Origin of the sequence: Thalassolituus sp. UBA6592, assembly GCF_002433655.1 — a bacterium.
Lineage (GTDB): Bacteria > Pseudomonadota > Gammaproteobacteria > Pseudomonadales > Oceanobacteraceae > Venatoribacter.
The window spans coordinates 1-19,637 of record NZ_DJIO01000157.1 but is presented as its reverse complement, the minus strand read 5'-3'; the positions used below and the strand labels follow the sequence as shown (position 1 = coordinate 19,637).

General features: G+C 53.0%; 15 protein-coding genes. 2 read left to right on the top strand and 13 right to left on the bottom strand.

What is annotated here, in order from left to right; translation table 11 throughout:
- Positions 1 to 770 precede the first annotated feature (770 nt).
- The 11 genes from B2Z72_RS16030 to B2Z72_RS15980 all read right to left on the bottom strand — a co-directional run bounded on the left by B2Z72_RS16030 (position 771) and on the right by B2Z72_RS15980 (position 14,716).
- Positions 771 to 1,823 (bottom strand): AraC family transcriptional regulator, encoded by a 1,053-nt coding sequence (locus B2Z72_RS16030; RefSeq protein ID WP_297005273.1) that lies wholly within the window; start codon positions 1,821 to 1,823, stop codon positions 771 to 773.
- Positions 1,824 to 1,884: 61 nt separating this feature from the next.
- A complete protein-coding gene (locus B2Z72_RS16025; protein ID WP_296982299.1) occupies positions 1,885 to 2,748 on the bottom strand; it encodes a hypothetical protein in 864 nt (287 codons plus the stop codon).
- A gap of 130 nt (positions 2,749 to 2,878) precedes the next feature.
- Positions 2,879 to 5,365: an efflux RND transporter permease subunit gene (locus tag B2Z72_RS16020; protein ID WP_296982301.1), complete on the bottom strand. Its 2,487-nt coding sequence runs from the start codon at positions 5,363 to 5,365 to the stop codon at positions 2,879 to 2,881.
- Positions 5,366 to 5,367: 2 nt separating this feature from the next.
- The gene (locus B2Z72_RS16015) at positions 5,368 to 6,585 is read right to left on the bottom strand and encodes a WD40/YVTN/BNR-like repeat-containing protein (protein WP_297005271.1); all 1,218 of its coding nucleotides are present in this window, start codon (positions 6,583 to 6,585) and stop codon (positions 5,368 to 5,370) included.
- Between the two features lie 197 nt (positions 6,586 to 6,782).
- Positions 6,783 to 8,150, bottom strand: a complete 1,368-nt coding sequence (locus B2Z72_RS16010; protein ID WP_297005269.1) for a DUF1329 domain-containing protein — start codon at positions 8,148 to 8,150, stop codon at positions 6,783 to 6,785.
- 136 nt (positions 8,151 to 8,286) lie between these two features.
- Entirely contained in the window at positions 8,287 to 10,911 is a 2,625-nt protein-coding gene (gene pepN / locus B2Z72_RS16005; RefSeq protein WP_297005267.1) for an aminopeptidase N, read from the bottom strand.
- Positions 10,912 to 10,914: 3 nt separating this feature from the next.
- Entirely contained in the window at positions 10,915 to 11,757 is an 843-nt protein-coding gene (locus B2Z72_RS16000; protein ID WP_296980304.1) for a DUF2797 domain-containing protein, read from the bottom strand.
- Positions 11,758 to 11,760: 3 nt separating this feature from the next.
- Positions 11,761 to 12,021, bottom strand: coding sequence for a DUF1315 family protein (locus B2Z72_RS15995; protein ID WP_296980307.1), 261 nt, complete (start codon positions 12,019 to 12,021; stop codon positions 11,761 to 11,763).
- A 12-nt stretch (positions 12,022 to 12,033) separates the two neighbouring features.
- Entirely contained in the window at positions 12,034 to 12,870 is an 837-nt protein-coding gene (locus B2Z72_RS15990; RefSeq protein ID WP_296980310.1) for a rhomboid family intramembrane serine protease, read from the bottom strand.
- Positions 12,870 to 13,826, bottom strand: coding sequence for a metallophosphoesterase (locus B2Z72_RS15985; protein WP_296980313.1), 957 nt, complete (start codon positions 13,824 to 13,826; stop codon positions 12,870 to 12,872). The genes B2Z72_RS15990 and B2Z72_RS15985 overlap by 1 nt, the downstream gene beginning before the upstream one ends.
- Before the next feature lie 5 nt (positions 13,827 to 13,831).
- Positions 13,832 to 14,716 carry an NAD(+) kinase gene (locus tag B2Z72_RS15980; RefSeq protein WP_296980318.1) on the bottom strand — a complete coding sequence of 295 codons (885 nt, stop codon included), beginning with the start codon at positions 14,714 to 14,716 and terminating at the stop codon, positions 13,832 to 13,834.
- Positions 14,717 to 14,788: 72 nt separating this feature from the next.
- On the opposite strand from B2Z72_RS15980, the gene B2Z72_RS15975 reads away from it, so the two are divergent.
- Entirely contained in the window at positions 14,789 to 15,685 is an 897-nt protein-coding gene (locus tag B2Z72_RS15975; RefSeq protein ID WP_296980321.1) for a DUF1853 family protein, read from the top strand.
- Between the two features lie 60 nt (positions 15,686 to 15,745).
- Here the strand turns inward: B2Z72_RS15975 and B2Z72_RS15970 are convergent, their stop codons facing one another.
- Both B2Z72_RS15970 and B2Z72_RS15965 read right to left on the bottom strand, forming a co-directional pair.
- Positions 15,746 to 16,633, bottom strand: a complete 888-nt coding sequence (locus B2Z72_RS15970) for a 1-aminocyclopropane-1-carboxylate deaminase/D-cysteine desulfhydrase (RefSeq protein ID WP_297005265.1) — start codon at positions 16,631 to 16,633, stop codon at positions 15,746 to 15,748.
- A gap of 211 nt (positions 16,634 to 16,844) precedes the next feature.
- Positions 16,845 to 17,612 carry a hypothetical protein gene (locus B2Z72_RS15965; protein WP_296980330.1) on the bottom strand — a complete coding sequence of 256 codons (768 nt, stop codon included), beginning with the start codon at positions 17,610 to 17,612 and terminating at the stop codon, positions 16,845 to 16,847.
- A gap of 514 nt (positions 17,613 to 18,126) precedes the next feature.
- Between B2Z72_RS15965 and topA the strand changes: the two genes are divergently transcribed.
- On the top strand, positions 18,127 to 19,637 hold a 1,511-nt coding region (gene topA / locus B2Z72_RS15960), incomplete at its 3' end, for a type I DNA topoisomerase (RefSeq protein ID WP_297005263.1).

Genomic DNA, 19,637 nt, shown 5'->3' with positions numbered 1-19,637 from the left:
TCCGCCAACACTTTTTTCTCTATAAGATCTGCATTAAGACTCTTAACGGCTCAATGAGTCCCCAGAGCGCCTGCCGGTCCCCTCCGCCAACACTTTTTTCTTTGTAAGATCGGCATTAGCCTTTGTCGCGGTCCAGAGCCTGGCCCCGTCGCCTCCCGCCAATCCGCCAACACTTTTTTCTCTATAAGATCTGCATCAAGACTCTTAGCGGCTCAATGAGTCCCCAGAGCGTCTGCCGGTCCCCTCCGCCAACATTTTTTCTTTGTAAGATCTGCATCAGCCTTTGTCGCGGTCCTGAGCCTGGCCCGTCGTGGCACCTGAACGCCTGCCCTTCAGTACTTCCATACAGCCCTTATAAATATCAGCACCGCACAATAATGGTGCAATTCTGGCTAATTAGCGATATTCACCCTGTCGATCTGAGAAAGCATCCGTTAATTGCTCCATAACTCTGCTGTAAGACAGATATCCATAAAAGGTCATGAAAACACAGCGGATATGTCACACCCTTGTAACATGGGTAAACGATAGTGCAGCCATGCAGGACGCATGAAGAAACTTTCACAGAAGTTGCTTGTCAATTAACAATCTTCAACTAGGTTTAGTTAAAGATGGCATGGAGAGTGCTTTATCTGATGTTATGAATGACCTGCACTGGCAGAACGTCAATAACACCGAGAGGCACAGAAAAGCCGATAACGTTAATAATAAGATCAGGAGACAATTATGTCTGACTACATTGAAGATCTTCTCGACGTCGATTACGACGACTATGAAGATGATGTCGATGACGCAGTAGAAATGTAATCTCTGCCGACACGTTCCCGATAACGCCCCGGTGCTTCACCGGTCCAGCGTTTGAAGGCCCTCTGAAACGCTGTCGCTGAACCAAATCCGAGTAAATACGCGATTTCACCCAGCGTCAGCGCAGTATCCTTCACATAGCTTACCGCCAGATCCCTTCTCGTATCATTCAACACCTGCTGAAAGGTACAGCCTTCGTCGACCAGACGTCGTCTTACCGTCCACGGCGCCATATTCAGTCTTTGCGCTACCTGTTCCAGCGTCGGTGTCTGTCCGTTCAGCAAAGGTCCGATAGCCCGCTCTGTGATCTCGCGGAAACTCAATCCCAGACGCACCCGCTCAAGCTCCCGGTCAGCCAGCTGACGCAGACCACTGTAAGTTGATGCACAGCGTGACAGTACCGGCAAGGCTAATGCCCAGTCGTGAATAATCAGCGCATTGCGCTCCGCGCCAAAACGGATCTCACAGGGGAAATAATCGCTGTAGCGGCTGGCATATTCTGGGGCCGGAAATTCCACCTCCACGCGCTGCAGGATGTCTTTGCGGCCACATAACACTGACAGAAAGTGATACCAGCCACTCAACACGGAATCGACCACGAACAGGTTGTAGCTGTTATAAGGACTGATGGAATAAAAGCAGCTGATGCCCTGCCCCTGCTCCAGTGAAAATGACGAACGACCGCGGGAATTAAAACTGGCCAGCAGTTCATAATCGGTTAAAGCTTTCGCCGCCACGCGGATATCGGTTGCGCTCTGCGCCAGCAGACCCGGTAAACCAAGTGCTGGCGCAGAAGAATGGCGCCCCATTTCCAGCCCCAGCCAGGGCAGATCAAAGGCTTCGATAAAACTGTGCCCAAGGCGCATAAAGCGCGGAATGCTGATACGTGCATCCGGTGATGCCAGACGTACCGGGTCCAGCTGATACTGACTGAGGATTTCTCCCGGTTGCATACCACTGTGGCTGACCGCACGCGCCATCAGCTCAACGTAAGCAACGGAAATATCCCCGAGACGCATCGCTCAATGCTCCTGCCGGTACAGTTCAGGCATCCCTCTGCCTTCACGCATCCTTCTGACCTCAGGCATCAAAGCCACCGGAGCCTGGACGGTTGTTCTGATCGTTTTGTTTGTGCTGATCGTCACTATCGTAATCATCGCTCTGCTCAGAAGCCGGAAGATTACTTTCTGCCCCAATGGTGTCAGCGGAGCCGTTGGCTTCAGTATCGTAAAAAGACAACATAAAGCGATAGGACAGTGACAGCATCACCAACGAAATCAACGTCGTGATGTAACTGCCGAATGCCGCCACGTAATTCAGCAGAGGGTTATCCAGCAGATACAGCAACAGAAAAGGCGCGGTAAAAATCAGTGGCAGAATAATGACCACCAGCACCATACGACTGCCGTTGCCCTCACTCATCTTCCAGGCACGGCTTAAGGAGGTTTTACGCCCCAGCGCCACTTCCGGCAAGGTGATGGATAAACGTCCCCAGAAATACAGTGCCGGCAAGGCACCAGCCACTGCCGCTAATGGCGCCAGTTCCTGCCCAAGCACAAACATCAGCGCGGTCATAACCACGAAAAAGATAACCGCTGCAGTAATACCAATCTGCAGTGCCCGCAGCAGGTAAGAAAACTCTTCACGTTTCCACATATGCAGCGCATTTTTGTGCCACTGCTCGCGTGGCAACAGAGTAAAACGATGCGCCGCCGTGGCAAATAACACGCTCAGCACCACGGATACCAGAATAAATAACAGCTGCCCGCTGAGCACTTCCGGCGGTACCAGATATTCGCCGGCGGAGTCGATCAGCGCCAGAATAATCACCGCAGGTAAGAACATGCGCAGCACATCAGCACGTTTCTGCCACAACAGGCTGATCGCCTCGGATATCATATCGCCCACCGGCAATTCAGCATTCAGGCCCAAAGGACTTTTCATGGAGTGGCTTCCTTACATTATCGATAATTCATTAACTTACATGGCATTGTCGCAAAAAGGCTGTTGAGAGAAAACAAAGCAAAAAAAACGGTGGCTCAGGGCCACCGTTTTTCTCTGCAGAGTTCTGCCATCATCCCGCTGGCGGAATATCGCCATGACGTTTCTTGTGTCGGGCGATGATTTTCTCCGGCTTGAGCAGATAATGCGCCAGAGCCGGCAGCAGAATCAGCGCACCCAGCATGTTCCACAGGAACATAAAGGTCAGCAGAATACCCATATCCGCCTGGAATTTAATCGGCGACAGAATCCAGGTAGCGACACCCAGGGCAAGTGTCACACCGGTGAAGCTCACCGCTTTACCAGTGGACTTCAGGGTCTCCAGGAAGGCTTCCTGCATGGTCTTACCGGCAATCAGCATCACTTCCAGACGGCTGTAGATATAAATACCGTAGTCGACACCAATACCCACGCCCAGCGCGATTACCGGCAGCGTCGCTACCTTCACACCAATACCCAGCCAGGTCATCAGCGCCTGACTCAGAATCGAGGTCAGTGCCAGTGGCAGCAGAATACAGGCAACCGCGGTGAATGAACGGAAGGTCATAAAACACAGCACAAACACCACCACATAGACGAAGATCAGCATGGTGTCCTGCGCATCGGCAATCACCTGGTTGGTCGCTGCTTCAATACCAGCGTTACCCGATGCCAGCTGCAGACGTACCGGCACGCTGTCGATTTCGCCGTTATCAATGGCTTCCTGGGTTTCAGCGATGGTGTAGGAGAAGTATTTATCGTCGACCGTATCGTCGTAATCCGCTTTAAAGGCTTCGACTGCTGCAACCGCCGTTTCCAGCGTTTCTGCTTTGTGATCGTTCAGATAAATAATCACCGGTGTCATCGAACAGTCCGGGTTGATCAGTGCACTTGGCGCACGCTGAATCGAGGTATTCAGAATCGTCTGGTTTCGCGACAGCGCTGACCAGTTGAGGTTGCCCTCGTTCATCGCTTTGGTGACCAGCTTGGATACGGTGACCAGCGAAGTAGTCGACTGTACGCCCGGAATGTTATCCATATGCCACATAAAACGGTCAATAACGTCCATCACCTTGTAGCTGTTGCACTGCTCTTTACCACTTTCCACCATCACCACCAGTACATCAGAACTAGTGGAATAGTTGGATACCATAAAGTCGTTATCCAGGTTATAGCGTGAGTCGGCGCGCAGCTCAGGTGCACCTTTATCCAGGTCACCGATCTTCAGACCCTGACTCATAAAATAACCGCCAATGGCCATCACAATCGCTACAACCACAGGAATTGGCGCTACTTTACCGTTGGCAAAGAAAGACAGGGCTTTCCACAACTTCGGTTCGGCAGCTTCGGTTTTCTTCGCGTGCGCCACACCGGACTGACTGATGCCAATGTAAGACATCACAATCGGCAACAGCACCAGGTTGGTAACGATAATCATGGCGACACCAATACTGGCGGCCATGGCCAGCTCCTGAATTACGCCAATATCGATAAACAGCAGTGTCAGGAAGCCCATGGCATCAGACAGCAGCGCCAGCATGCCCGGCACGTAAAGACCCCGGAAAGCCTTGCGCGCCGCCTGCACATTGTTGGCACCTTTACCAGCCTCAATAGCAATACCGTTGATAATCTGTACGCCGTGGGAAATACCGATGGCAAATACCAGGAATGGCACCAGTACAGAATACAGGTCGATGGTATAACCCATCAGCGCCAGCGCACCCAACTGCCAGATAACCGCTGTCAGAGAAGCCAGAATCGGCACAACAGTGCCCTTCGGACAACGTGAATACAGATACAGCAGAATCGCGGTGGCGATCATAGCGATCAGGAAGAACACGGCAATCTGGCGTGCGCCATCCATCAGGTCACCCAGTTTTTTCGGCGTGCCTGTGATGTAAATACGGTACTTACCACCGTCGCCGTATTTGGCGCGTATTTTTTCTTCCAGATCGTGGGAGAACTTCTGATAGCTCAGTTTTTCACCGGTATCAGGGTCCTTTTCAACCAGCGGCACATCAATAATGGAGGAGGTAAAATCGTTAGAAACCAGACGGCCAACCTGGCCGGATTTCAGTACATTCTGACGCACCTGCTCGAGACTTTCCGCACTACCATCATAGGTGCTCGGAATCACCGGACCACCCTGGAAGCCTTCTTCGGTCACTTCCATCCAACGGGTATTTGGCGTCCACAGCGACTGCATACCGGAGCGGTCTACCCCTTTAACGAAGAACACGTCGTCGTTAATTTTGCTCAGGGTTTCCATGTACTCTTTGCTGAAAATATCACCATCGCTTGCTTCAACTGCAATCTTGACGTTGGCGACACCACTTTTCATATCATCTTTGTGAACCAGATAATTCTGAATATATTCGTGGTTCAGCGGGATGTATTTTTCGATGCTGGAATCCAGCTTAACCTTGGTCAGCCCGTAACCAAACAGCACGGTCAGAGCAGCCAGAATCAGCAGCACCAGGCCGCGGTTGTGGAAAAGAAAACGTTCAAGGGCCGGCGCGGTCTCTTTCGACAGAATGTAATGTTCCGGCTCCGTGGAGTAACGGCGTTTTTGTTCGCTCATGATCAGAGATCTCCTGCTGCCATTGTGATGGTCTGATGAATTAATCCGGCATTGGCATCCAGGCGCATAACGCCGGCCTCACCCACCAGAACAAACTTGCCGTCTGAAGTCTCAGCAGCAGCGGCATACCCTTTCCGGCCTTCCACAGTGGTGGCCTTCGGAGCGGACATCGACTCATCAAATACAACAACAGAACCAGCATTACCGACCAGCAGCGTATGCTCCTGAGCGACAACGCCGGAAAGAACGGTCTGCTCACTGCCGGTGTCCATCTCATCCCAGACAACACCGCCATCAAGCGACTGATATACGTGGCCACGCAGGCCAAACAGTAATTGCGTATCTCCTTTGGCAACCACACCAAACAGAGAACCGTCGTATGGTGATTCCTGCAGAGTCCAGCTTTCACCCAGATCATCAGAACGCAGAATCATGCCCATTTCGCCCACCACAACCAGAGATTGCGGACCTACCGGTGCAATAGCATTGATATGCAGACGCTGTGGGTTATTCAGACGTGCAGAAGCATCGCTCCAGCTTTCACCGCCGTCGGAGGTATAAAAGAACATGCCGTATGCGCCGACAGCAAAGCCGCGTTTAGCATCATAGAACCAGACATCGAGAAAAGGTTTGGTGGAGCCGGTTTCCTGATCATACATTGCATCTTCAAGGCCGAAGGTCGCATCTTCCAGCGCCACTTCAGCATCTTCCACAGCAATATCATCACCGCTGTCTTCCGCTTCTTCGAGGCGGGCCATGGCGTATTCTTTCTTCTGCTCAGCGCCCGCAACAATGGCATCATTAGCCATGTAGCCGTCAAACTGTTTGCTCCAGGTTTTGCCACCATCAGAAGAATGCAGAATGATACCGTCATGACCGACGGCCCAGCCAAAATCACCCGATGGGAAATACACCGCGGTCAGGGTTACGGAAACAGGAACCGATGCCTGCACCCAGGTTTCGCCGTTATTATCTGAATAGATGATATTACCGTGCCCCCCAACAGCGACCAGGCGCTGATTTACACGAATAACATCCAGCAGCAGAGTCTGATGGGCTTTTTGCGTCGCCATAGCTGGCGTTTGAAGAGGATCCTGCCAGGCCGCGATTGCCGCGCCTGTAATAAAGAGACCCGCCAGTAATAACCCGGCACGGGCACACCCGGTCCTCAGAGTCTGACCCGCATGGTGGGCAGACTTCTGAACCAAATCAGAAAACATATGGAGCTCCGTTTTTATAGTAATGTGTCGGAAGTTCGCTAGTCTAGCTGACAGAAATAACATTGACTAACGTCCACTTGTAACAGAATGTAAGAAATCAAGTGCTCTCACAGGCCAGTGTCAGATACCTGATTTATCCCCCCTAACGCCCCTGCCACCTGTGCGGCAGGGGTTGTCTGGCTCACAGCAGATATCGCTTAACGACGTCCGCGGCGGCGTAATTCAGACGGTGTAAAGTAACGCTCACCCGGCGCTTCCTGACTATAGTCAATGGTGCCGTTTTCCTCGTTATCCAGACCTTGCAGGTGATAACGACGGGCTTTGATATCGTGGAATACATCCATCGCACTCCAGGTCACCGGCAGTTCGTAGAAGTTCTTGATATAGCCAAGATTCACCCGCCACAGGTCACCCTTCTCGTCGTACAGGTCGCCCACAGCAATCTGCCAGGTATCTTCATCCAGATAATAAACCCGCTTGCCATAAACATGGCGCACGCCATCTTTCAGCTTGCCTTCTACTACCCACACCCGGTGTTTTTCATAGCGGGTGTAATCCGGGTTAAGGTGCCCAGGTTTGATCAGATCATCGTATTTCACGTTGGCTGAGGTCAGACGGTAATTGTTATACGGAATATAGATTTCACGCTTACCTTTCAGCTCCCAGTTATAGCGGTCCGGCGCACCGTTATACATATCGGTATCGTCGGCATAACGCAGACCATCCGCCGCAGCAATCGGCGTATCGTAAGCCAGATTCGGCGCACGGCGTACACGACGCTGACCAGCGTTATAGCCCCAGGCCTGACGTGGCTCTTCCACCTGATTCAGGGTTTCATGCACCAGTACCGCGCCACCGGCCAGACGCGCAGGTGCTTTGGTAAAGGACAGGTAATAGAACAGGATATTGTTCAGATCATCGATGGTGCGGTCCGGACGGTAGTAGTTAAATTCTACCTCCTGCTGCACCGTTACCAGTGAGTAATCACCATCGGTATGAACGGCAATTTCCGAGGCCCGGCGTACCAGATAGGTTCCGCGCCAGCGGGTAATGTGGTTCCAGATAGCCTCCAGACCGGTTTTCGCAATCGGAAACGGAATACCGCCATAGGCGTACAGCAGACCGTTGCCCTGATTGGTTAATTCCGCCCGGATGGCATTTTTATAGGTGTTTTCGTAAACCCATTCCGGCGCCGCTGCGGTGCGGCGGGTCTTATACACCGGCATACGGAAGGTATCAGGATAAGTTGCGAACATGGCCTTCTGGCCCTCAGTCAGAAATTTCTCAAACTGATTCATGTTCGCCGCTGTAATTTCAAACAGCGGCTTATCCTGCGGATAAGGATCCGGATGGTGCTGACCAGGTTTTTTGTAGCTCTCCGGCGGCAACGTCAATCCACCACGCCATGGCGGAATATCTGAACCGTTACCACTCCGCTCTCCCCCGAGCGGAGTCAGATCCCCTTTAAGCTGATCAGCTTCTTTTACAGATACGGCTGCCTGTGCCGTTTGGACCAGGCAGAAAAGCGCAAGTGCGCCAGCCGCGATTAAATTATTCTTGTTCATTATGCGACCTCGATTTTTACCGCTTCCCGCGGTACTTCCCGGGCCAAGCATAAAGAATCCTGGCCCAATGCTCAAACTAATCTATTACAATTTACCTCGTATTCCGCGTTTTTTTGTGCCTTAAACTCACAAATCATCAGGCTAAGCTCTTACTTACCACTTCGTAGACATCTTTCGACAAAGTCCCGCTTGCCATAATACGTTGCAGTTGTGCCTTCATCAGTTCTGCCTGTGCCGGTACCAGTCGCTTCCATTTGGTCAGAGGTCCCAACAAACGTGCAGCAATCTGTGGGTTACTGGTGTTCAGCTTCAGTACCGCGTCGGCCAGTAACTCATAACCACTGCCGTCGGTGGCATGGAAATGCACCAGCGCCTGATTGGCAAAAGCGCCGATCACAGAACGCACCTTGTTCGGGTTACGCCAGTCAAAGGCTTCATGCTCCTGCAGTGAGCGGATAAAGGCAGCGCTGCTCAGCTCAGCAGACCCCGCCTGAACGGACAACCACTGATTCACCACCAGCGAATCACCGGACCACTGCTGATAGAAGCTGGCCAACAGGGCTTTGGCTTCATCTTTGTTGCCGCTGTTCACAACCGCAACCATGGCCGCCATCTGATCGGTCATATTATCTGCAGCAGCAAACTGGTCTTTGGCCGCCTGCAGACCTTCTGCTGAGGTTTTAACCCAGTATGACAGTGCGAGATTTTTCAGCGCGCGGGCGGACATCTGTGCCGGTTCCGGCGCGTAAGGCGCTGCGGATGTCAGGCGCTGATAGCAATCAATAAATTCCTGCTGCAGAGAGGCTGCAATGGCCAGCTGCACTTTTTTACGTGCAGCATGAATGGCCTGCGGGTCCACCACATCGGAGAAGGTCGCGATATAAGCTTCCGATGGCAATGACAGCAGGTAAGTCACCATTGCCGGATCCAGCGTGCTGTCGTTCAGCAGCGATACAAAGGTTTCCCGCGCAGCGGCAGACAGGGTGAAATCACTCACCATGGCACCGTTGATCCAGTTCAGCATCAGACGCTGACCGGCATCCCAGCGGTTAAAGCCATCACTGTCATGCTTCAGGCGGAACAACAGATCGGCATCAGATTCGGCGTAATTCACTTTCACTGGCGCAGAAAAATCGCGGAACAGAGACAAGCGCGGCTCTTCAGTCACAGCGGAGAACACGAAGGTCTGCTCGGCTTCCGTCAGATGCAGCACCTGACTGGCTTCGGTCCAGGCATCCGCCGGACTGACCCTGACTGGCATATCGCTGCCGTCTGCGGCGATCAGCCCCAGCTGCACCGGAATCCACATAGCTTTCTTATCGGTTTGGCCCGGTGTATCCGGACAATTCTGACGCAGGGTTAAACGCAGCTCCTGTGCCGCAGCGTCGTATTCGGATGCCACATCCACCACCGGAGTACCGGCCTGCTTGTACCAGAGTTTGAACTGAGTTAAATCAACGCCGTTGGCATCTTCCATAGCGCCGACAAAATCATAAATCGTAACCGCCTGACCATCATGGCGTTCAAAATACAGATCCGATCCTTTGCGGAAACCTTCCTCGCCCAGAATTTTTCGGATCATGCCAACCACTTCCGCACCTTTTTCATAAATGGTGACTGTGTAGAAGTTGGAAATTTCGATAAAAGAATCCGGCTGTACCGGGTGCGCCATCGGGCCGCTGTCTTCAGCGAACTGCACGGTACGCAGAATGGTGGCGTCTTCGATACGTTTTACCGTGGCGGAATTCATGTCGGACGAGAAACCGGCATCACGGAAAACGGTAAAACCTTCTTTCAGACTCAGCTGAAACCAGTCACGGCAGGTCACACGGTTACCGGACCAGTTGTGGAAATATTCGTGCGCCACGATGGATTCAATGCGCTGATAAGCAGCGTCGGTTGCGGTCTGCGGATTAGCCAGCACGCAGGAAGAGTTAAAGACATTAAGGCCTTTATTTTCCATCGCGCCCATATTGAAATCATCCACCGCGACGATCATAAAAATATCCAGATCGTATTCACGGCCGTAGGTTTCTTCATCCCAGCGCATGGAGCGTTTCAGCGCATCCAGCGCGTAGTCGGTTTTATCAATGTTCTGCGGTTCAACAAAAATCTGCAGTTTTACTTCACGCCCGGAACAGGTCACAAACGTATCTTCTTTGCTCAACAGAGAACCGGCCACCAGCGCGAACAGATAGGCCGGTTTTTTATGCGGGTCATTCCAGCTGACTTTGCGTACGCCATTGTCAGTGTTGTCGGCAATCAGGTTACCGTTGGACAGCATCACCGGATGTTTTTCAGCGTCGGCAATAATATGCGTGGTAAATACCGACATCACATCGGGGCGGTCGAGGTAATAGGTAATGCGACGGAAGCCTTCCGCTTCACACTGTGTGCAGTACATACCGCCGGAACGGTAAAGACCTTCCAGCGCAGTATTTTTGGCCGGATAAATACGTGTCTGTACCTGCAGCATAAACGCGTCAGGCACAGAGGTAATGGTCAGGGATTCTTCATCGGTGTGATAATCCGCATCATTCACTTCAGCGCCATCCACAGCGACGGATAGCAGCTCCAGCTCCTGACCGGCCAGTACCAGAGGTGCATCCGCCGCGGCGTTTTTGTTGCGCGTCATTTTCAGCAGTGAGGTGACCAGCGTGCTGTCTTCGTTCAGCTCAAACGTCAGGTCAGTGGTTTCAATCCAGTAATCCGGTTCCTGGTAGTCCTTCAGGTAAATCGCTTTTGGCTGAGCATCACGCATAATTTAGTCCACGCTGAAATGAATATGGTACGAAGTAAATTTTCTCAGGTTGATCACACCCGTATCGAGTATCAGATACTGGCCTTTAATCCCCTGTAAGCGACCGCTTACCAACGGATTTTTATCAAAGTTATGGCTGCTGATCTTAGTCGGGTACTGCAACACAGGATAACGGAAGTTTTCCACCGCGCTATCGGTTAACAGACTGACAGATCCCGGGCCTTCCTGCTGTTCAATCTGATGGATATCAGCAGCAAATTCAGCCAGCAGGCGGTTGCGCTCTGCGACCAGATCCAACGGTTCCGCGTCCTGCTTTAACAGGGTACGCCAATTGGTTTTATCCGCCACCTGCGAGCGCAGCAGGTCTTCAATCAAACCGGACAGTCGGCGGTTTTTTACCCGGGCAATGGGCAACGCCTGCGCCGCGCCCTGATCGAGCCAACGGGTTGGCATTTGCGTCGCACGGGTAATACCGACTTTCAGACCCGACGAATTCGCCAGATACACAATGTGATCATTAAAACAGACACTTTCTGCCCACTCAGGTTCACGGCAGGTTCCCTGAGCAAAGTGGCATTTTTCCGGACTCATCATGCAGCTGTCACACTGCGCCAGCTTAGAAAAACAGGGGTAACAGAAGCCCTGGGAAAAGCTTTTTTTGGTTTTTCGTCCGCAATGACAACAGTGAATTTCACCTGCCCATTCGAGGCTGATGTGCTGTTGCAGGAATTCGTTCAGTGGAATGGTCTGCTCATCGAGTCTGAGCTGGTAGTTCACCGGCTGGTCATCAGCCGCCGGTGAAATGGCCATCTTCTGCAGATGGCCGGAAGCAGTAAAAGCAGTCATAAATTATTGCAGGGTCAGTGTCTGAACGTCATCGTCGTCATCATGATCGTGTGAAGACGATTTACAGCTGTCTTCCATGTAGCCAACACGCTGATCCGCTGGCAGATCGTTTACTTTTTCGTAATAAATAATCGCCTGCAGACACATTTCGACCTGCTCTTTATCCAGACGACGACCGTCCGGAAAGCGGCCCAGCTCAACTGCTGTGCGCAGATTCTGATACATCTCCGGAGTCAGAGACTGAATAAGATCATCAAGGGTCATAATTTCAGATCCTCATTTTGAATGTTTATACGGCCACACAGCCGCAAGAATAAAACCGGCAATCAGGCCGCCAATATGAGCGCCATGTGCTGTGCCTGACATGCCAGGAATAACGGTATCCAGAGCAATACTGATCACGGTCCAGCCGACCATCACCGGCAGCAGCATCTTCGGCACATTGTACGGCACTTTGCGTAAACGCAGACCGACCCAACCCAGCATTCCCATGGTGACGCCCGACACACCGCCAAAAGACGGTCCGGCGTACCACCATTGAATGGTATTACCGACCAGGCCACAGATCAGCAGCAATGCCAGTAATGGCACAACCCCATCATGGCGTTCTATCGGCCGCGCCAGAATAAACCACCAGAGGCCATTAAACAGGATGTGCATAAAGGAAAAATGCAGCAGCGTCGGACGCCATAAAGCCCACAGTCCGATATCAGCGTAGGTCGCCGGATCGAACCTGTCCTCTGGCCACAGCTCAGCACCGGCAAACAACCAGCCCTGCCAGTCGCCGGAGAAATGCATCCACACAAACACCGCGATAAACACCAGCAACAGCACCATGCTCAGCGGTGTTTGCAGCAGCTCCTGCATTTTCTTTTGCGCACCACCATGACCGCTAGCCGCCAGTGGCTCTTCCAGTTCACCTGCCTGCCATTGTTCCAGCCATTCCTTAACTTTACCCAGCTCCGCCGGGTCAGCGAGGAACAGGCACTGCTTGCCGTCCTGTTCGATTACCCTGTGCACAATACGTTCAGCCCACAGGTGTCTGGTAACAGGTGACAAATCCACATGCAGTTCTGCCACCAGCACCAGTACTGGTGATACAGGTTCAGTCATCAGCGTTCGTTCTTCTCTACCCGTACCCAGGCAAATTTGCCGGGCTGCAGATGTTTTTCGGTATCCATACGATAGGCAACCAGACGTCCGTATTTAACCGCACTGTAATCAAGACAGGCGATATTAGGGACAATGGGCGCAGGAATACCCTGCATCCAGTAGTGGCCAATAAAGAGCGGTTTTTCCTGTGGTCCGTAAAACAGCAGCTGCTCTTTTTCTTCACGACTGAGAATACCGTGCTCAATATCTTCCGGCAGCGGATCCGGCTGGAACACCACATCACTGTATTTTTCCGGCTGCTCGGCCCAGAACTTGGTACGGAAAAACTGGCGCACCATACCGTCTTTGGCAGTCATAGAGCGGCCATCCGGTAACTTCAGCGACGTGCCACGCAGCATGCGATCGAGGAAGCGGTACAGGAACGTATCCATATTGACCGATTCCGGCAGCATTGCCCGGGTAATGTGATTGGTACCGTAACGCTGCAGATACTCGTCAATCATCGCCTGATCCCAGCAGGCATGCACCACGCGGAAATGATCGTACTCCAGCCACAGCGGCAGATCGGTAAACCACTCGAGGAATTCGGTGAATTCGTGCGGGTGATCTTCAAACTGCTTAATGCTCTGCTCGACAATAAAATTATTGCGCGCTGTGTGCGGACGCAGATACGGCTGACGCATGCCCGGGGGCGCTTCGCTCAGATAAGTAACCAGATTGTATTCATGATTGCCCATCACGATATCGGCATGACCGGCATCCACCATATCGCGCACGATATGACAGGCCAGACGGATATGCGGACCGCGGTCGACAATATCCCCAAGAAACACCACTTTGCGTTTCGGGTGCTGGTAAATACCATTGCGTTTGCTGTAACCGAGCTGCTCAAGCAGTTCGATCAGCGTCTCGCCGCAACCATGAACGTCGCCGATTAAATCGTAACCCTGGTGCATACTTCTCACTCTCCCAGGTTGCTACTCCAGCCCAGTTTGGTCCGGCAGATTTCATAGAAATTGTGACCTTTCGGGTGAATCAGCTTCAGTTTATGAGCCTTCTTGCGGATGGTAATCGAATCACCGGGCGCACACGGGATGTGATTCTGACCATCACAGCTGATGGTCGGATACAGGCCCTGCTCGCTGTCGATCACAATCTTAATTTCGCTTTTGCCATCCACCACAATCGGGCGACTGGACAGGGTATGCGGGAACATAGGTACCAGTACCAGCGCATCCAGTTTCGGATGCATGATAGGGCCACCGCCAGAGAGAGAATACGCAGTCGATCCTGTTGGCGTGGATACGATCAGACCATCGGAACGCTGGCGGTACACATACTGACCTTCAATCCACAGATCGAAAGCAATCATGCGGGTAGACTTGCCCGGGTGCAGAACCACGTCATTCAGCGCTGCAGCACTGGCAATCGGATTGCCGTCTCGCTTGATCTCGGCATCGAGCAGAAAGCGCATTTCGCTGATGTATTCGCCGTTCAGAACCGCCTGCACTGCGTCCAGCATGGTGTCGTCCGGGGTGATATCAGTGAGGAAACCCAGGTTGCCACGGTTAATCCCCAGCACCGGTGTTTTGTACTTGGCCAGTGCGCGGGCGGCGCCCAGCAGACTACCATCGCCGCCGACCACGATCACCAGATCACAGATTTCACCAAGCAGATTCACCTTGCTCACCTGCATACCGTGCCCCGGCATAACTTCGGCGATGCGATCATCAAGAATAACGTGATAGCCTTCTTCCGGCAGATAGCGCAGAAGACGTTTAATGGTCTCGATGACTTTATTGCTGTTCAGACGGCCTATAATGCCTATGTTGCGGAATTCTTCCATCGCTGTGGATTACCAACCTTTCATAGCGGTGTTTTCAATGGTTCGTTTATACCATACAGGAGTTAAAAACGCTTGCTACCAACTCAACCGGCGCCGGATCACGCCTTCTTTCAGCTGTCCGAACAATATCAGCGTGACCGCCTGTGGAGTCTCTTTGGCCCCGCCCTGCTCGACTGCTCCTGGAGCCCGGCCCACCCCGCCTGGTTACCGGAAACGCCGGACTGGGCGCTGCAGCAGCGCATTAACCTGCTGCCGGCCCCGGAGTACCGCAGCCACCGCCTGGGCCTGAAATTTGAGCAGCTGTGGCAACAGTATTTCGACCTCACCGCAGAACGCAGCGAAGCCAATGTGCAGCTGGTCAGAGACGGCATCACGCTGGGGGAAATGGATATTCTGACCCGCATCAGCGAGCGCAACTGGCACCTGGAACTGGCGCTGAAGTTTTATCTGGCGGTAGGTGATGACTGGGTCGGCCCCAACAGCCGTGACCGTTTCTACAGCAAGCTTGGCCATACCCGTCACCACCAGCTGGATCTGAGCCGCGACTCGGCAACCCTGACGCGGCTGGAGAACAGCGGCTGGAGCGATGTTTTACCTCAGGCGCTGATGCGCGGCTGTCTGTTTTATCCGGCCCACCGCAATGAAGACATGCAGCTACCGGCAGAACTGAACCCTGACCACTGGCGAGGATTCTGGTGCCATGCCGCCTCGGCGGACGTTATCCCGGATGGCCGCTGGAGTATTCTGGCCAAAGACCAGTGGATGAGCCCGGCACTGGTAAGTTGCACCGTCAGCCGTGAAGAACTGATCCGCTACGCCAGGCTGCAGCTGCAATACGTGAGTTTCCCGGTGTGTGCCGTACTGACCGAAGAAGGCCCGTGGGGCATTACCGAACAGCAGCGCTGGCTGATCATGCCCGATCACTGGCCGGCTCAGGGGACGCACAAATACCTGAACGCTAAACCATAACGGCAAAATCTGAAGCATTTATAACTCACTGAACTGCGGCTAAAACCCAATGCGCTGCCGCTATGACTCACTAAGCTGCGGCGCTCCACGCCGCCCCTGCAAACCACCGGAATGAATCAATAAGCGTCGCGGCACTGCTGTCCCCGCCTGATCTGCTGCGCTGATTTCCCGCTCCAGCGCCCACATCAGTTTTCCTGTGTATACCGGGTCCAATGGCAGATTCCGGGCATCCCAGCGCCGAATCAGTTCAATCAGCTCAGACGAGGTTTTACCAAAGCCACCGCCGTGAGCATTGTCAATAATGCGCCAGCGGATGCCTGCCGGCATCTGTCGCTGCCAGCTCTGCTGCAGTGCGCCCTGATCCGCCACCGCATTGACGCCAACCAGCTGACCTGAAAATCCACTACCCAGCTCAGCAAGCCCCCGGGCGATACCCAGCGCAGTGGTACCAGTGCCCAAAGCCAGCCAGATTTCGTCGTAACCTGCACAGACGGGGGCCAGCAGTGCACAGCCCCGCTCACCGGGCTCACCACTGCCACCTTCAGGAATGACCAGCGCCCGATATTCATCTGCCAGTTGTTGCCGCCAGACAGGGTCGTAGCGGCGCGCATAGGTTTTCTTATCGGCGAATATCAGCCTGGCCCCCAGCTCCTGGCAATCTTGCAAAGTCGGCGTCAGGGGCAGATGTTCGTAACCGCGCACGACGGCAATCACTGGGATGCCACACAGATGGCCGGCGGCGGCCAGCGCATGAAGATGATTAGAATAGGGGCCGCCGAAGCTCAGCAGAGTCTCAGCGCCGTGCTGTTCTGCAAAGTCCTGCAGATAACCGATGAGTTTGAACAGCTTATTGCCGGATAACTGCGGATGTAGCTGATCGAGACGCAATACATCACAGCCGAAACCATCACCGACAGGACCATCACCTGCAGCCTTAACAGACTGCAACAGCAACGCTGCAGTGTCCGGCGAACCTGTGTCTGCAATTAATATGTCCGCAATTAAGTTATATATAGAAGCAGGATTGAATGACGGGCTTTTCACGATAGCTGCCGGTAACCGATAATCTGAGCGTACGAAGCTCCGGATTCTGGCAATAAAACGCACGTCTGCCAATCCATAAGCTCCCGGCCCGGCAGCAGGAACGCTCAGAGGACACTCAGAATTTGCGCTTTTCCGTGGGATTTGAGGGGATACCGAAGCTGTCCTGCTTAGGTTTATTTTCCTTCGACAGCTCTTTCGACAGCGTATCCTCATGGGCTTTGCCGCCGGAGTAGAGTAACGCTGTTCTCTCCGTTAAGGCACGGATACGCTCATTCTTTTCCGGATACTGCATATCAAATTCGATCAACAGCTTCTTCGCCGCTTTGTAATAGTTGGTGGCTGTCACCACATCACCGCGCCCGGCGGCAACATCGCCCTGAGCGGTGAAGGTATCGACCTCCCGCTCGAGCAGAGTCAGACGCAGATAACGACGGTATTCCAGCATTGAGGTTTCTGAGATCGCTTTCTTCTTTGCCATCACCGCCAGCGCTTTAAGTACCCGCCCTATCATGCGCCGCGCCAGATGGATTTCCCTGTCGCTTTTCAACACCTTACTTGCCGGTGATGACTTTTCAATGCGTTGCCGGTACATGTCAGCATTGATTTCCGGCTCTTCACCCGCATCTCCGGCGGGCAGATTTTCCCGATACAGCTCGTACAGATAGACCACCCGGTCGAGGACGACATGCTGCACTTCTTTAAAGTCATCCATCTTAATCAGGAACTCGAGCGCCTCCAGCAGGTCATCTGCTGACTGACGGATTTTTCTTGCTTGGCCCCGCTGTTGCTCCTTTGCCTGCTGGCGACGACCCGCGTATACCAGTCCGAATAAAAGCAAAGCAACAGGCATTGCAATGGCGATAACCAATGCGATTGCAGACATAAAAAGCTGACTCCAGAATCTGTGCTATTCCTAAGATGTGCCCGGAATTTTCACCGGTTGAGTATCTTAAGCTTAGCCACTATTTATAAGATTGCCGGTTACATTCACCGCGCAACGGACATAAGCAGCGCAATGAATGGGCTTGACCTGCCCCCCCGGTCTGCCTTTAAAGTGTCGCCTTCCCTGTGTCCTCTGCCGACAGATACCGGGCAGATGACGCTGCAAAAAATGTTGTGAAATCAGCACCTTTCCGGGATCAAGGTACAGAATCCGGATTTGCAGAGAAGCCGGCGACGGGTTATATGAATAGTAATACGCCTGCGGAAAGCGGGCGTCAGCCGACCTGAGCCAGCTGTAAAACGGCACAGGAAACACAGCAGAACGCTGCCAAAAGTGGTCAGTTTCAACAGCGTCACGCGTCTGCTGCGACCTTTATATTGAACAATTTTCAGCCGATATCAGGTGCAGTCTGAAACCATCAGAGGCCTGAAGAACAAGGGTAAATCAAAGGATTATGGGCAAATCGCTGGTTATCGTGGAATCGCCTGCCAAGGCGAAAACCATCAACAAATATCTGGGCAAAGACTTCATTGTTAAGTCCAGTGTCGGTCACGTACGTGATCTGCCGACATCAGGATCCGGTCAGACCAGCGACCCGAAAGAGCGCGCCAGGCAGGCAGCGCTCACCCGTAAAATGTCGCCGGAAGAAAAAGCCGTCTACAAAAAGAAAAAGTCTCATGACCAGCTGATCGCACGTATGGGCGTTAACCCGGAAGACCACTGGAAAGCCAATTACCAGATCCTGCCGGGTAAAGAAAAAGTTGTCGATGAACTCAAACGGTTAGCCAAAGACGCTGATCACATCTATCTCGCAACGGATTTGGACCGCGAAGGGGAAGCCATTGCCTGGCACCTGCGGGAAATCATTGGTAACGAGAAAAAAGATTATCGCCGCGTGGTGTTCAACGAGATCACCAAAAAAGCGATTCAGAGCGCATTTGAGCAGCCATCCGAACTGAACATGAACCGCGTTAACGCCCAGCAGGCACGTCGTTTCCTCGACCGTGTGGTTGGTTTCATGGTGTCACCGCTGCTGTGGAGCAAAGTGGCCCGTGGCTTATCCGCCGGTCGTGTTCAGTCCGTAGCTGTGCGCTTAATCGTTGAGCGCGAACGTGAAATCCGCGCCTTTGTACCGGAAGAATACTGGGAAGCTTTTGCCGCGCTGAATACACCGGCGGGTGCCGACCTGCGTGCTCAGGTAAGCCGCCAGAACGGTGAAGAATTCCGCCCTACCAGCGAAGAACAGACCAGCAAAGCCATGGATCTGCTGCGCGCTGCGGATTTTGTTGTCAGCAAACGTGAGGACAAACCAACCAGCTCACGCCCTGCAGCACCTTTTATTACCTCTACCCTGCAGCAGGCTGCCAGCACACGCATGGGCTTCAGTGTTAAGAAAACCATGACCCTGGCACAGCGTCTGTACGAAGCCGGTTACATCACCTACATGCGTACGGACTCCACCAACCTGAGTCAGGAAGCAGTAGAGTCAGTTCGCGGCTACATCAGCAAACATTTCGGTGAAGAGTATCTGCCGGAGCAACCACGTGTTTACAGCTCCAAAGAAGGCGCACAGGAAGCGCACGAAGCGATCCGTCCTTCTGATGTAAAACTGAAAGCCTCAGACCTCAGCGCCATGGAGCCGGATGCCCAGCGCCTTTACGATCTGATCTGGCGCCGTTTTGTTGCCTGTCAGACCAACGACGCAAAATTCACCAGCACCAGTATCGTTATTTCTGCCGGTGACTTTGAACTGCGTACCCGTGGTCGTGTGATGCGTTTCGACGGTCACCTGAAAGCTCTGCCATCCATGAGCAAAGGTGATGATGACGTGCTGCTGCCAGACGTCAAAGAAGGCGAAAAACTGGCACTGAATGAACTGGATCCGAAACAGCATTTCACCAAACCGGCACCGCGCTTCTCCGAAGCTGCGCTGGTTAAAGAGCTTGAAAAACGTGGCATTGGCCG

Coding starts and splice junctions, on each gene's coding strand:
- B2Z72_RS16030 (WP_297005273.1), bottom strand. CDS start 1,823: ATGCGTCTCGGGGATATTTCCGTTGCTTACGTTGAGCTGATGGCGCGT.
- B2Z72_RS16025 (WP_296982299.1), bottom strand. CDS start 2,748: ATGAAAAGTCCTTTGGGCCTGAATGCTGAATTGCCGGTGGGCGATATG.
- B2Z72_RS16020 (WP_296982301.1), bottom strand. CDS start 5,365: ATGAGCGAACAAAAACGCCGTTACTCCACGGAGCCGGAACATTACATT.
- B2Z72_RS16015 (WP_297005271.1), bottom strand. CDS start 6,585: ATGTTTTCTGATTTGGTTCAGAAGTCTGCCCACCATGCGGGTCAGACT.
- B2Z72_RS16010 (WP_297005269.1), bottom strand. CDS start 8,150: ATGAACAAGAATAATTTAATCGCGGCTGGCGCACTTGCGCTTTTCTGC.
- pepN (WP_297005267.1), bottom strand. CDS start 10,911: ATGCGTGATGCTCAGCCAAAAGCGATTTACCTGAAGGACTACCAGGAA.
- B2Z72_RS16000 (WP_296980304.1), bottom strand. CDS start 11,757: ATGACTGCTTTTACTGCTTCCGGCCATCTGCAGAAGATGGCCATTTCA.
- B2Z72_RS15995 (WP_296980307.1), bottom strand. CDS start 12,021: ATGACCCTTGATGATCTTATTCAGTCTCTGACTCCGGAGATGTATCAG.
- B2Z72_RS15990 (WP_296980310.1), bottom strand. CDS start 12,870: ATGACTGAACCTGTATCACCAGTACTGGTGCTGGTGGCAGAACTGCAT.
- B2Z72_RS15985 (WP_296980313.1), bottom strand. CDS start 13,826: ATGCACCAGGGTTACGATTTAATCGGCGACGTTCATGGTTGCGGCGAG.
- B2Z72_RS15980 (WP_296980318.1), bottom strand. CDS start 14,716: ATGGAAGAATTCCGCAACATAGGCATTATAGGCCGTCTGAACAGCAAT.
- B2Z72_RS15965 (WP_296980330.1), bottom strand. CDS start 17,612: ATGTCTGCAATCGCATTGGTTATCGCCATTGCAATGCCTGTTGCTTTG.